The organism is Paenibacillus sp. FSL R10-2778, assembly GCF_038593035.1.
Lineage (GTDB): Bacteria > Bacillota > Bacilli > Paenibacillales > Paenibacillaceae > Paenibacillus_AQ > Paenibacillus_AQ odorifer.
In genome coordinates, this window is the sequence record NZ_CP151956.1 from 1,891,701 (window position 1) to 1,906,068 (window position 14,368).

Annotated in this window: 9 protein-coding genes and 1 other annotated feature; of the genes, 6 read left to right on the forward strand and 3 right to left on the reverse strand. The window is 46.7% G+C overall.

Annotated features, from left to right (window positions below):
• Nucleotides 1-2 precede the first annotated feature (2 nt).
• The gene (locus NST40_RS08125) at nt 3-2,564 is read right to left on the reverse strand and encodes a hypothetical protein (RefSeq protein WP_342410587.1); all 2,562 of its coding nucleotides are present in this window, start codon (nt 2,562-2,564) and stop codon (nt 3-5) included.
• 265 nt (nt 2,565-2,829) lie between these two features.
• Nucleotides 2,830-3,115, forward strand: a binding site (T-box leader).
• A gap of 60 nt (nt 3,116-3,175) precedes the next feature.
• Here NST40_RS08125 and pheS point away from each other — a divergent pair.
• The 3 genes from pheS to NST40_RS08140 all read left to right on the forward strand — a co-directional run bounded on the left by pheS (nt 3,176) and on the right by NST40_RS08140 (nt 9,063).
• Entirely contained in the window at nt 3,176-4,210 is a 1,035-nt protein-coding gene (gene pheS, locus NST40_RS08130) for a phenylalanine--tRNA ligase subunit alpha (RefSeq protein ID WP_076126387.1), read from the forward strand.
• Between the two features lie 118 nt (nt 4,211-4,328).
• Complete coding sequence (pheT, locus tag NST40_RS08135) at nt 4,329-6,773, forward strand: phenylalanine--tRNA ligase subunit beta (protein ID WP_076126389.1); 2,445 nt, start codon at nt 4,329-4,331, stop codon at nt 6,771-6,773.
• Nucleotides 6,774-6,972: 199 nt separating this feature from the next.
• A complete protein-coding gene (locus tag NST40_RS08140) occupies nt 6,973-9,063 on the forward strand; it encodes a hypothetical protein (protein ID WP_076277653.1) in 2,091 nt (696 codons plus the stop codon).
• Nucleotides 9,064-9,200: 137 nt separating this feature from the next.
• On the opposite strand, the gene NST40_RS08145 is transcribed toward NST40_RS08140, so the two are convergent.
• Complete coding sequence (locus NST40_RS08145) at nt 9,201-9,554, reverse strand: cupredoxin domain-containing protein (protein WP_256719075.1); 354 nt, start codon at nt 9,552-9,554, stop codon at nt 9,201-9,203.
• A gap of 315 nt (nt 9,555-9,869) precedes the next feature.
• On the opposite strand from NST40_RS08145, the gene NST40_RS08150 reads away from it, so the two are divergent.
• Nucleotides 9,870-10,937, forward strand: a complete 1,068-nt coding sequence (locus tag NST40_RS08150) for a GGDEF domain-containing protein (RefSeq protein WP_076220126.1) — start codon at nt 9,870-9,872, stop codon at nt 10,935-10,937.
• Between the two features lie 70 nt (nt 10,938-11,007).
• Here NST40_RS08150 and NST40_RS08155 read toward each other — a convergent pair whose 3' ends face one another.
• Nucleotides 11,008-11,355: a phage holin family protein gene (locus NST40_RS08155; protein ID WP_036683548.1), complete on the reverse strand. Its 348-nt coding sequence runs from the start codon at nt 11,353-11,355 to the stop codon at nt 11,008-11,010.
• A 152-nt stretch (nt 11,356-11,507) separates the two neighbouring features.
• On the opposite strand from NST40_RS08155, the gene NST40_RS08160 reads away from it, so the two are divergent.
• Both NST40_RS08160 and NST40_RS08165 read left to right on the forward strand, forming a co-directional pair.
• Nucleotides 11,508-13,874 carry an endonuclease MutS2 gene (locus NST40_RS08160; RefSeq protein ID WP_076277654.1) on the forward strand — a complete coding sequence of 789 codons (2,367 nt, stop codon included), beginning with the start codon at nt 11,508-11,510 and terminating at the stop codon, nt 13,872-13,874.
• Nucleotides 13,875-13,905: 31 nt separating this feature from the next.
• Nucleotides 13,906-14,325 carry a DUF350 domain-containing protein gene (locus NST40_RS08165; protein WP_036683543.1) on the forward strand — a complete coding sequence of 140 codons (420 nt, stop codon included), beginning with the start codon at nt 13,906-13,908 and terminating at the stop codon, nt 14,323-14,325.
• The last annotated feature ends 43 nt before the right edge of the window (nt 14,326-14,368 follow it).

The window sequence follows — 14,368 nt, forward strand, 5'->3', positions numbered from 1 at the left end:
TATTAATTGCCCGATGTATTGCTGGTGTCTGGTTCTGTGCCAGAAGTAGAGTTGCTGTTCGAAGTCGTTGATGCCGCCTGATAAGTGACAACATAGGTTTGTGTTCCCAGCAGATTTCGATGGCCTTGGAATTCGTCGTATAGATTCAACCGGATTGCGCCGCCACCCAGTGGTTTGTACAGGCTGCTTGTGAAGGTTGTGGTGTACGACTTGAAGGTACCTAATTGTAGATCTGTGCCAAGCGTTAATGTTTTTTCCATGCTTTGTCCTAAGGGGTCAATCAGCTCCAACACCAGTTTGTGCTCATAGGTGCCTGATTCATAAAGCGTGCTGGCTGACATGTTGTAGGTTAGGACAGTGCTGAGCGTATCTTTACCAGCGGTGACGGTGGCGACTGCATTTGTAACGGATAGGGTATAAGGAAACATTTCCACGTTCAAAAGATTGCCTTTGGGCTCCACCCCCAACTGGTTCAGTCCAAGCGATACCGTATTGATGTAACCCGTCGATTGACCGTCAGGAGCGGTAAGCTTGCCTTCAGAAACACCCTCCCCGATGTAAAGGACAAGGTTCGCTGGATCTATACCGAGAGGGAGCTTACTCCAGAGGGTGACCAGACTTTTTCCGTTAGGACTGGTGGAGGTTTTGGACTGGGTGACTTCGGCTTCATAATATTGATTGTCTTGTGTTTTGTAATAGGCTACGAGTTGAGCCTGTTCGGATTTACGCGATTCCTCACTGTTCATTTCTAGTTCTGTGTACAAGAGATTTGAATCTGTACCTGGGTACACGAGGTTCCGGCGTACAAGTAATTCCGCTTTTTTACCTTCAAGCTCAAGATGGAAAGAATTTTCAGCTGCAACACTCTGTACCCGGCTGTCCAGTTGGGTAGTACTTAGAGAAAGGAAGTTAAGCTTACTTTCACCTGAAGTTTCTTGCAGGGTGATTTTTAATTGATTGAAAGTATAGCTATAAGGAACATTGGCTACGACATACACAGCAGCCGATTCATTTGGACCGAGGATGGTTTGCGTACTTTCTGAGACAACCTGGGAAGTGCTGCTGATGTCACTTTCTCCAGCTTTGACGACACTTGTAAGCGCAGGAAGCTGAACAGAGGTTGATTTAGTGTTGCGAATGTTGATTTTAGCCACGATCTGGTCTTTGTCAGACCAAGGGAGTCTTTGAATGTTTGCAATTTTGACAACAAATGTACCGTGACTGTTCTCAATGGGGTATTCCGTGTCCTGCCAATTGTTAGTTTGCAGCGTGTAAGGGATCTGATAATAGGCGGTAGGAAAAATGATCTTGCCCTCAGCAGCCGGCTCAGTCATTTGCAGCTGCAATGTTCCTTGATTGAGTGTGAGTGGTACATCTGCGCTGAGTTCAATAATCTTTTCTTCAAGCGGTTTCAATGTTAGGCTGGCAAAATCCTTCGTATCTACCGGAAAGCTATACCCTTCAGCGGCTTTAATAGCAAGTTCATAGGCAGGCACATTCACTGCTTTGTTGCCGCTATTTTTGATGCGGAACTGTAGTGTCCACTTTGCGTTGCCATTGTCAGCATAGACGTTAGCCGTTTTCAGCTGTGTTTCGACTGTATTATTGCTGATTGTAAGCTTCTTCGTGACATTGCTGGCTACGACAAGATCCGGTGTTGTTGCAGCGGGGAGATTGTAGGCGACAACCGGCAACGCTATTTTTAATGAGGCATCTTCTCCGGCAAATTGCAGCGCCATGTTGTCTGTCTTCATATAAGAAGGGATTTCCGTCAAATAGTAGATCGTCTTCTTTTCCTGAGGCTGTACTTTATAGCTGGTGCTGGTGTCATCAAGTGCGAGTTCAAATACAGATCCTCCAGCGGAAGCGAGGTATCCTTTAAGTCCAGTATCACTGAGTACCTTGGTTCCTTGATTAGTGAAGCTAACGCCAACCTTGGCATAGACCTTACCGTTATATTTATAAATTTGCAGGCTCTCTGCCTTGGTGGTTACAGGGAGATTGTTTAGGGTGATCTTTTTACTCTGCCCTCTGGCGACAGCTTGTGAATATCCTGTTGGTACGGTGAAGTTCCCTAGCTTTTTTTGATAATCGGTGGTGTTGAAGTCCCATCCGTACAATGAAATTTTGACCCCGTTTAAAGAGGTGGATTTGCCGATGTTTACATAGTAGGTGATAGATTGACTGCTTTTCGCGGCAATAGATTTGATGGTTGCACTGCTGGTAATAGAGCTTCCTTGAATAACTGTACCGCCGCTAGTAGTTACTTTGGAGAAAAAGTCCACCAGATTGAGGCTAGCGTTGCTTCCATTAGAGTAGCTGAGTGTGTATGTAAGAATATTTCCGCCATCCTGAGTTAATAAGCTGACATCCGTCAGCTTTGCGCTGATGTTAGTCTTCAAGGCTATGGAGCCTAGTTTATCCAGAGCGGATACGGAAGCTGTTGTTGCTATTTTGGTGGATGTAGTCCCGGCCGAAGCGGCATGAGCTCCATACGCTGCAGATTGGCTAAGCACAGCTGTGCTTAGCAGCACCGCGGCTACTTTTATTCTCCGTACATGCATTTGATTTCCTCCCAATAGGATAGTTAATAGTCTGCGAAGGTGCACCCGAGTGGATAAGCAAGCCTTCCTAGTAATGGAAATTATCAAGCTCCGCTGAATGTTAGCTGAAGAAAAGTTGGGAAAATGGCTCTGAAGCTTAAAGCCAGCTTAAAAGAAGATAAAAATTAGCCTAATTTTGTCCAGCTTGTCAAAACGACAGATTTTGCATATAATAAAGAGACATATCTCTTGTAGTAAAGAGATACCTGACAATTAGCATGAATTGTGAAATGCAGTGATGGAGAAGAGTACACAGTGCCTGACTTACAGGGAGGAGACGCCGCGGATTGAGAGCGTTTCTAAGAAGCAGAGCTGTCGAAGTTCACTCCGGAGCAGTTCCCTGAATTCCTTAAGCTGTCTAATAGGGAAGGGTAGGGGATACCGGTCACAGACCGTTATTTCTGTATAAAGTGAGATAGGTATCTGTCCAGCCAAAAGAGGGAATGAAGCTCTTAAGGGGAACAGATCAGCTTGTCTAACAAGGGTGGTACCACGGTCTTTTCGTCCCTTACCGGGAGGAAAGGCCTTTTTTTGTTGAACTAGACAATGATTGAAGGGGGCTGTACACGGCCATGAAAGAGAAGTTGGAAGCATTGAAGGTTGAAGCGCTGGCTAAGCTGCAGGAGGTTATGGATCCGCAGGTACTAAATGATCTAAGAGTGAAGTATCTCGGTAAAAAAGGTGAGCTTACAGAGGTTCTGCGCGGTATGGGAGGACTTAGTGCTGAGGAACGTCCGGTAATCGGGCAAGTAGCGAATCAGGTTCGCAGTGCTATTGAGGAGATTATCGGCGCAAAGCAGGAGGCTTTTCAAGAGCAGGAAACCCAGCAACGTCTGCAGGCTGAAAAAGTAGACGTAACCTTACCGGGTCGCCGTATGCAGCAAGGGGGCATTCACCCGCTTAGCAGAGTCGTACAGGAGATTGAGGATATTTTTATCGGCATGGGCTACCGTGTAGCTGAAGGCCCGGAAGTAGAGACCGATTATTATAACTTTGAAGCTCTAAATCTGCCTAAGAATCACCCGGCACGTGATATGCAGGATTCTTTCTATTTAACGGATGACCTGTTAATGCGCACACAAACCTCGCCGGTACAGATTCGTACTATGCAGGCTATGAACGGTGAAGCTCCGGTAAAAATCATCTGCCCGGGTAAAGTATTCCGCCGTGATGATGATGATGCAACGCATTCCTTCCAGTTCCACCAAATCGAAGGTTTGGTCATTGGAAGTAACATTCGAATGAGTGATCTGAAGGGCACCCTGCAACAATTTGTGCAGGAGATGTTTGGACCGAATACAGGCATTCGTCTTCGTCCGAGCTTTTTCCCATTCACTGAGCCAAGTGTTGAAGTAGATGTAAGCTGCTTCAAATGTGGCGGCGATGGCTGCAGACTATGCAAGCAAAGCGGATGGTTAGAAATCCTTGGCGCAGGTATGGTGCATCCAAATGTACTGAAAATGGGTGGCTATGATCCTGCTGAGTACAGCGGCTTCGCTTTCGGAATGGGTGTAGAGCGGATTGCAATGCTTAAATACGGCATCGATGACATCCGACATTTCTATAGTAATGACATGAGTTTTGTGAAGCAATTCAAGGGCGTTTAGTTTTTGTGGGCGCGCTGGCTGATAGTGGCGGAGAATGGCTTTGGAGCGTTCTCCCACAGGAAGCAGCGCGAACGACAGTGAAATAAATACATCTGAAACATAAAGGAAGTGAGCGGATATGAAAGTATCAACCGGATGGTTGGCTGATTATACATCGATTGAAGGAGTAACCGCCGAACAGCTAGCGGAGAAGATTACCGCTGCCGGCATTGAGATTGACGGCGTAGAGCGCCGCAATAAAGGCATTTCCGGCATCGTAACCGGCTATGTAAAATCAAAGGAAAAACATCCTGATGCAGACAAGCTGAACGTATGTATCGTGGATGTGGGCCAAGATGAGGAGCTACAAATCGTTTGCGGCGCAAAAAATGTAGCTGCAGGTCAAACTGTACCTGTAGCAATGGTTGGCGCAAAGCTGCCAGGACTGGATATCAAAAAAGCCAAGCTGCGCGGTGTCCTGTCGCAAGGAATGATCTGCTCGGCCAAAGAATTGGGACTGAATGATAAATTGCTTCCAAAAGAGCAACAAGAAGGTATTCTTGTGCTGCCTGAAGGGACAGAGATTGGTCAGGATATTTCCAAGGTCCTCGGTTTAGATGACGAGATTCTGGAATTCGATCTGACTCCGAACCGTTCAGATTGCCTCAGCATGATTGGTGCTGCTTATGAAGTAAGTGCAATTCTTGGGCGTGAAGTTAAATTACCTGATCCAAAAAGCGAAATGATTGAGATCAGTGGTCCTGCTGCGGATTCCATTTCCGTCAAGATTGAAGATGAAGAATACTGCAGCCATTATGCAGTTCGTTATATTGCAGGTGTTAAACCTGCACCATCACCGCTGTGGATTCAGAATCGTCTGATGGCTGCTGGGGTTCGTCCAATTAATAATATCGTGGACATTACCAATTATGTGATGCTGGAATATGGACAGCCGCTGCATGCTTTTGATGCAGATAAAGTACAAGGTGGAGAACTCGGCGTTCGTCTTGCTCATGAAGGTGAAGTTTTGGTTACACTTGACGGTCAAGAGCGTAAGCTAGAGCCGCAAATGCTCGTTATCGCTGATGGAGTAAAAGCTGTAGGTCTGGCCGGAGTAATGGGTGGACGGGATACAGAGGTTACTGCTGAGACGGTAAACCTTGTTCTGGAATCTGCTAAGTTTGATGGAGGAACGATTCGTAAAACCTCGCGTCAATTGGGACTTCGCTCGGAAGCCTCCCTTCGTTTCGAGAAGGAGGTGGATCCAAGTGCAGTTATTCCTGCATTGAACCGTGCAGCCGTACTGATTGCACGTTATGCTGGCGGATCGGTCCATGAAGGCATCGTGCAAGCAGGAACTGACGCTGTTCAAGAGAAGGTTCTCACCTTGTCCTTAGAGAAACTGAATCGTTATCTGGGAACGGATTTGTCCTTGTTGGAAGTGAAGACATTGTTTGGCCGTCTACATTTCAAATGTGGAGATACCGCACAAGGGCTGATTGAAGTTCAAGTCCCAACCAGACGAGGCGATATCAGCTATGATGTTGATCTTATTGAAGAAATTGCCCGCCTGTACGGGTATGACAATATTCCAACGACTCTAATTGAAGGAATTACAACACCAGGAGCACTAACTCACAAGCAAGCGCTCCGTCGTGAACTGCGTCGCCTATTGTCACATGGCGGTTACCAAGAGGTGATGGGTTACTCCTTCATCCAGCCGCAACAAAGCACAATGTTCCCTGAGTTATCAGAAGGAGCAGTAGCGGTGAAGCTGGCTATGCCGATGAGTGAAGAACGCAGCGTACTGCGTACCAGCCTTCTACCACAACTCTTGGATATTGCCAGCTACAATACCAATCGTCGTCAAAGCGACTTGGCATTGTTTGAAATCGGCAACGTCTTCTTCACGGATGAAGAACAGTTGACTCGTCAGCCACGCGAACTGCCGGTGCTGGGGCTGCTGCTTAGCGGAAGCTTAACAGTGAAGCAATGGAATGTTTCGGCACAGCCTGTGGACTTCTTTGATTTGAAGGGCGCGCTGGAAACGGTATTTGCTCATTTAGGGCTGACCGATAAAATCGTCTATGTAGGAGATAGTCCAGAAGGATATCATCCTGGGCGTTCCGCGTCGGTATATTTACTCGGAAACGAGGGTCGTGTGAAGATCGGAACGATGGGACAGATTCATCCGGATCTGCAAAGACAGCTGGATCTGGTGGATACTTATGCGGCGGAAATCTTATTGCAGCCGTTATATGAAAGTGCGCAAAGCCGTTTGCAATATAATGAGCTTCCGCGTTTCCCAGGAATGGAGCGGGATATTGCTGTGGTCGTGGATTCCGCTGTACCAGCGGGCGATCTGCTAGCTTCCATCCGCGATAACGGAGGTTCTTTGCTCCAGTCCGTACAGGTATTTGACGTTTATACTGGTGGTAAGCTGGAGAATGGAAAGAAGAGCATCGCGATCTCACTGCTGTATCGTCATAGTGAACATACACTGACTGATGAGGAAGTAGGAGAGGTGCATGAGAAGGTATTAGCATCTCTTCAACAAACTTTTGGTGCAGAATTAAGAAAGTAGCAGGAATTGTGTAAAGCCGCAGCGAATCCATTTAGAAACTGAGATTCGCTGCGGCTTTTTCTAGGTAGAGTGCAAAGCGGAGAATATCAGCCATAATCTATTGAATATTAGGGATTTTGCCAAATGCTTACCAAAAAAGCTACAATAGAAGAAGTGAAACTAGCTTAGAATCCGCACACATACAAAGGAGGGCACAACTGTGGCTATGGACCGGACACGTGTCGCCGTGGAGATATACGGAACTTCCTATAAACTCGTCGGAAGCAGTACTGAATATATGAAACAAGTGGCCCGTTATGTTGATGAACATATGCGCACGATTTCTAAATCTCACACCAGACTGGACACACCGCGTATAGCGGTGCTTGCAGCTGTACATATGGCGGAGCAGGCTATTCAGGTTCAGGACTTCAAAAATGAACTAAACATGATGACAGGTGAACGCAGTGAACTGCGATTGGAAGTATCTCGCCTGCTGGAGGTACAGCGGGAGCGGCAAGAAGAATTCGAGCGACTTGAAGCTGCGGCCAAAGAAGAGGCTGGGCGACTGATTGCTGCTGCGGAGGAAGAACGTAAGCGGCATTTGGAGATTCAGGAGAATGAACGCAAGGTACATGCGGAACAGCTTCAGGAGGCAGTGCAAGCTGTGGAAGCTGCACGTAAGAAGCTGGAAGAAGAATTGCTTGAGCGCGAGATAGAGCTGCAAGCACTGCGGACAAGCTACGAAGAAGAGCAGGCAGCTAGTCGTGAACACCAGCGGCAGGAACTGGCGAAGGCGGAAGCCATCCGCTTGCAGCAGCTGGAGGAGCAGAAGGCTGCTCATCTGCAAGAGCTGGAGAACATCCGGGAGACGCTGACCAAGGAGAAGACAGACACGCTGTCTGCTCTGCAGCTTGAGCTGACCGAGACCAAGTCAACACTGGAGGAAGAGCTTGAGGTTACCAAGTCTACATTAGGTAAAGAACTCGAAGATACCAGATTGGCGCTGGGTAAGGAGCTTGAGGATACCAAGTTGACGTTAGGTAAAGAGCTTGAGAGTACCAAAGCGAAGTTGAGCAAAGAGCTGGCGGAAGAACGTGAAGCACTGCAGCGGGAACAAACCAAGAATAAGGAACTGCGGCAGTCACAAGGCACTCAAGAGCATAGACATAAGCAAAATATTCAAGAGCTGGAAAAACAGCTGGCTGAGCTTCGTGGTGGGACAGGGCAACTTCAGTCCAGATTACGTGCGGCTGAAGCCAGTCTTAAGAGTGAGCGAGATGCAAGACAGACGCTTCTTGGACAATATGAAGCGATTGTTAAACGTGAAGAACAGCTCAGTGAAGAGCTGCGCACGGCTACTGAGCTGGGCACACTGTTGAATGAGGAGCTGGAAGAGTTACGCCAGCGTTATCAACAGTCACAGAATGAAGCTACAGAGCTAAGAGCGTCACTACAGGAGACGAGTGAAAATCTGCACCGTGTTCAGGAAGAGCTTGCGGGATCAGCAGCAGAGGCGGCTAACTGGCAGGAGCTTTCGGATAAACGCATGGAAGATATTGGTGAACTGGAAATGAATCTGCTGGAGTCTGAGGAGAAATCCGTGTTGCTCCAGAAAGAGATCGACACGCTACGTGGGCAAGCCGATGGATTAGTACAGCAGCTGGATCAGGAGGTTCAGCTTCGTACAGATGCAGAACGCGAAACAGCGGTACTTCGGGAGCAAGGTGTGCAGGCTCAGAGGGAATTGTCTGCGCTTCGTGTTCGTTATGAGGAATTGATTGCTCAATACGACGATGTACTGCAAGAAGGAGAACGCCTGCAGGAAAGATATCAACTGTTGCAGGAAGAAGGCGAAGAGGCAACACGACGCTTAGAAGAGTTATCTGAAGCTAGTCGTGAAGCTGCTGCTACTGTTGCTGAGCAACAGGAAGTGCTGAAGGAAGCAGAGGCGTACGGAGCTTCCTGGAAGCATAAGTACGAGGAACTATCCGATCAGCAGCTGCAGTGGACGGATCTCGAAGCGAAGCTGCGTGAGGAGATCGACATTTGGCAGCAGGAAGCCGGTGAGGCTGAAATGAAGCAGGAAGCTATTGATCGTGAACGTAGCGAAGTGCTTCAGCAGCTAGGTGAAGTTGGTGAAAGCTATGAAATGGTTCAAGGACAGCTTCGTTTGTTGCAGCTCCAGTTTGAAATGCGTCAGGAAGAGTTTGACAAGCTGACAGATGAGCATCGTAACCTTAAAGAGGAATATGCCAAGCTACAAAATGAATATAATGAATGGATTCAACTGATCGAGCAAGACAGTTGAGTGCCGGATGCAAGTAAGAGAGCTGACCTGATGAGTAGAGAGATCTATTTCGGGTCAGCTCTCTTTATTAATGAGCTCAAATTAAAAAAACAGCCGATCTCAGGGGAATCCCTAATAATCGGCTGTTTATGTGTAATCTATTCCACGATGATTGTAGCTCTCATTCCGCTATGTCCGGAGCCACACATAATGGAGCAGGTCATTTCGAAAGTTCCAGCTTCCTCGGGTACGATCACCTTTGAGGATTTTTTTTCATTAAGCTGCAGCTCGAACTCTGGAATAAGGATACCGTGATTGCCGTCATCATTTTTAAAAATGATTTTGACGGGAACACCCTTTTTTAGATGATATTCTTCCTGATCAAAGCTGTAATTTGTAGCTGTAATTATGAGTTCTGTTTCTGCCTCGATTTCCGGCTCCGCTGTGTTAGCATTGCCAGCAGCACTATCATTGTTGTTCCCACAGGCTGTAAGTGCTATAACGAACACCATTGAAAGTAGAATTGCAAATTTTTTAATAATCTAAATCCCCTCCCAAGAAGTCCAAGCATAGTGAAAATGTGACAATTATGTAGACATCATAACTTAAAATTTAAGTAAGCGCTTTGATGAAATGTGAAAAATATGTGAACAGGCAGACTGTTCAAACTTTGTCGTAAATTGCAAAAAAATGATGAAAATATAACTAAAATTTATTATAATGAAAGCTATTACATTAACGGATAAAAGTAGGGGATACATATTACAAGTATTAATGATGCGCTAAGTACGGAGGTTTGGCACCGTAGAATCTTAAAAGGCTATTGGATGGTAGTCATTCTTTTATTAATCTCACAGTTGCTGTTTTTGTCGAATATTGACCGACTCCAAATAAAAACAGCCATGGATACGAATCTATGGCATTTATTTATAGCCTGTAATTTACTAATTGTGTTCCTTATGATTACTGCGGAGCTGTGGCTGCGTTATAGTAAACAGTCCCCTAAATATGGGGTGGTTAGCTGCGGGTTTTTAGTGTCTTACCTTATGTATTTTGTATTAGAGCCTTTTGTTGACGGTGCTCAGATGACACTTATGATGCCGATTATGGTTGCTCTTATTTATTTTGATCGTAAGCTCCTGTACATAATGGGGTTATTTAGTATTGTGTTTTATGCCGGGGTATATTTTGGGTTGGAACGGCCATTCCTACATAAACCGCTGCTTGAATTCTTGATGGTAGAGTGTGTATTTTTGGTATTTGTACTGATGGCTATTGCAGTAATTATTCGTGCTCGTGAAGCGCGTATTAATTTAGAAAGATTAACCAAGGCGGGCCAAGATCTAATGGTGGAGAGGGCTATTTCGGATAAGCTGCTGAAGATAGACGCACTCACTGGACTCTATAATCATAAAACCTTCCATGAATATTTGGATTCATTATTGGAGCAATGTGAAAGCAACAACCTTCAGCTACAGCTGGCTCTTTTCGATATTGATAACTTCAAGCAAGTGAATGATACCTACGGACACAGGGTTGGAGATCTTGTACTTAAGGTGATAGCGGACAAGGTTGGCGGCATGATTGAGTTAAATGATTTTGCGGCTAGGTATGGCGGGGAAGAGTTCGCTGTGATTTTTACAGATAAAAGTTTCTCGGAGTCCTATGAAGCAGTAGAAAAATTACGGAAAAATATTGCTCGAATTGAACATTTGCAGGCTGGTAACAAGCCGATCACCGTGAGCATTGGAATTTGTGATTATCAGCTTGGGGATGGAAAAGAGCTTCTCTTTCGTAAAACAGACAAAGCGCTCTATACCGCTAAAAAGCAAGGCAAGAACAGAGTGGTCAACTGTGCGGAGAGTCATAAAGAGGAGATTGTGTCTTTTGCATAAAAACAACACAGAACCCCTTATTGCCGGAGAAGAACCGGAATAGGGGGTTCTGTGTTGTGAAGAGCTTTTGTTACTTAGCTGCCTCAAATGGAGTGGATACCGGCAGAAACAGGTCGATAATCCCAATGACAAGAGCTGCTAAGATGGCACCCAGAATGGATACGCTGACTCCGCTGACTACGAATTGAGCGACCCAGATTACTACCGCACTGACAATAAATCCGACGATACCACGACCGAAAGGCGTTGCTTTTTTGCCGAAGATTCCTTCGACTACCCAGCCGAGTAGCGCAATCACCAGTGCAAGGATTAAAGCGCTCCAGAACCCACCAACCGTGAACTGTGGAACAATCCAGCCAACAACCATCAGAACAAGCGCTGCGACCACAAAACGACCAACATGACTTAAGAAATTCACTGTACTAACCTCCTTTGGCCCATGCTAAGGATATGTGCAGTTCTTATTGTGACCTTATTACGTGATTCTATGCTTAAAAATAAGACCCAAATAGCGAAATTGACCTGAATTCTGTATAATGGAAACATCTATGAAGGGAGCTGTGACTGTAATTGGACGACAAAATTTTGCATACGCTTGAATATCGCAAGATTTTAAATAAATTAATGCAATATACGCAAACCCCCATGGGAAGATTAGCTGCGGAGCAGCTAAGGCCCTCCGGCGATTTCGAAGGTGTGAAGAAGCTGCTTCAAGCCACGGATGAAGCGGCTAATGTGGATCGCCTGAAGGGCATTCCTTCGTTCGGCGGGGTAAACGATATTCGAGCTGCACTCAAACGTGCTTCTATAGGCGGAATGCTGGGAACAACTGAGCTGCTGGCCGTTGGAAATACCATTGGCGGCGCACGCAGAGTCAAACGTTTCCTGGCAGCTATGCATGAGGAAGAAAAGATTGAGCTCCTGTTCTCACTGAGCGACGTTTTATCGGAGCAAAAACATGTGGAAGATGCCATCCGTTTATGTATAGACGAGAATGCTGATGTACTTGATACAGCTAGTTCTGAGCTGGCTAACATTCGCCGTGAATTGCGCGGAGGAGAGACCAGAATTCGTGAGAAGCTGGATTCGATGATTCGTTCGTCTTCTGTAGCGAAAATGCTGCAGGATCAGCTGGTGACCATTCGTGGTGATCGGTTTGTTATTCCTGTAAAAGCAGAGTACCGTGCCCATTTCGGTGGTATCGTACATGATCAGTCTGGATCAGGAGCGACTTTATTTATCGAGCCAGAGTCTATTGTGGCGATGAATAATAAACTTCGTGAAACACGGCTGCGTGAGGAACGGGAAATCGAGATCATTTTACACAGGCTGACGGCACTTGTAGCCGACATTGCGGAAGAAATGACCTACGATATTGATATTCTGGGAGAACTGGACTTCATCTTCTCCAAGGCGCGTCTTGCTCGTGATATGAAGGCTACTCAGCCGCGTATGAATGACCGCGGTTATCTTAAGCTGCGCAAAGGGCGGCATCCGCTTATTCCATCGGAGCATGTGGTTCCTTTGGACGTGGAGCTGGGCAATCAATACAGCTCAATTATCGTAACCGGACCGAATACCGGTGGTAAGACCGTTACCCTCAAAACCATCGGCTTGTTGAGCTTAATGTCGATGTCCGGCTTGTTTATTCCAGCAGAGGAAGGCAGCCAGATGTGTGTGTTTGATGCCATTTATGCTGATATTGGCGATGAACAGAGCATTGAGCAAAGTCTGAGTACCTTCTCTAGTCATATGACTAATATTATCTCCATTCTGCGTAGAATGACTCCTAAGAGCCTTATTCTGCTTGATGAGGTGGGGGCTGGAACCGACCCGGCAGAAGGCTCTGCGCTGGCAATTGCCATTCTGGAGCATATTCACCGGATCGAATGCCGTATGGTCGCAACAACACATTATAGCGAACTGAAAGCATACGCTTATGAGCGTAAGGGAGTCATCAATGCCAGTATGGAATTTGATGTCCAGACCCTTAGCCCAACCTATCGCTTGTTGATCGGCGTACCCGGACGAAGCAACGCCTTTGCGATTGCCGAGCGTCTAGGCCTGCCTCATGCGATTCTGGAGCATGCCCGCGGCGAAGTGAAGGAAGAAGATCTGCGCGTGGAGCATATGATTGCTTCTCTCGAAGAGAATCGGCTGGGAGCGGAACAGGAGCATGAACGTGCAGAGGGCATCCGCCGCGAAGTGGAGGAGCTGCGCAGCAGACAACAGCAAGAGCTTGAGAAGCTGGAAAGCCAGCGTGAGAAACGCCTCGAGAAGGCTGAGAAGGACGCCAGCGCGATCCTGGACAAAGCACGTAAGGAAGCTGAGGGAATTATCAGTGATTTGCGCCGCTTGGCTATGGAAGAAGGAGCTTCAGTTAAAGAGCATAAGCTGATTGAAGCGCGGCGACGTCTGGATGAAGCTGAGCCATCACCGCGCAAGAAGGCTGTTACCCGCAAGACTACCAAGGCTCCACGTACAATTGGTCCTGGAGATGAAGTGAAAGTCGACAGCTTGAACCAAAAGGGCTTTGTGGTGGAGCTAAGCGGTACTAAAGAGGCGCTGGTGCAGTTTGGCATTATGAAGATGAAGGTAAGGCTGGATGATTTGGAATTGCTCTCCTCGAAGGCAACAGCTGCGCCAACGGCCCTTCGCCATGCGACAACCGTCAAACGTTCCCGTGATGAGAACATTCGCAGTGAACTGGATTTGCGCGGGACTAACCTGGAGGAAGCTATCATGGAGACAGATCGTTTTATCGATGAAGCCTTTTTAGGTAATCTGGGTCAGATCGCCATCATTCATGGTAAAGGAACGGGTGTGCTGCGTACAGGAATTCAGGAATATTTGCGTAAGCACAAGCATGTGAAGAGTTATCGGCTCGGGAATTATAACGAAGGCGGCGCGGGCGTAACTGTGGCTGAGCTGCAATAGCGGGATTTCCCGGCAGAAAGAAGGGGAAAGCGTGCAAGAAGATATTGATCTTTTGCTGGGTCATCCGCTAGGTGCCTTGCTTGGCTACTTTGCAGTGGCGATTCTTGGGCTGGTTGTATTTCTGTCTTTTTTTGAAATGGTAACGAAATATAATTGCTGGGAAGAAATACGTAAGGGAAACCTGGCAGTGGCAATGGCGACAGGCGGTAAAATCTTCGGAATTTGCAACGTACTGCGTTTCAGTATTGAAGCTGGTGTTTCAATTTACGAGACAATGAAGTGGTCCGTCGTCGGTTTTTTGCTGCTGCTGCTTGCCTATTTTTTATTTGAATTTCTGACCCCTGTATTCTCTATTGACGAGGAGATCGCTGCGGATAACCGTGCTGTTGGACTTATTGCCATGCTGATCTCGGTATCGTTGTCTTATGTAATAGGTGCGGCTATTTTTTAAATCCGTCCTTATAAGGACACCCTGCAAAGGATTATGGATCTGG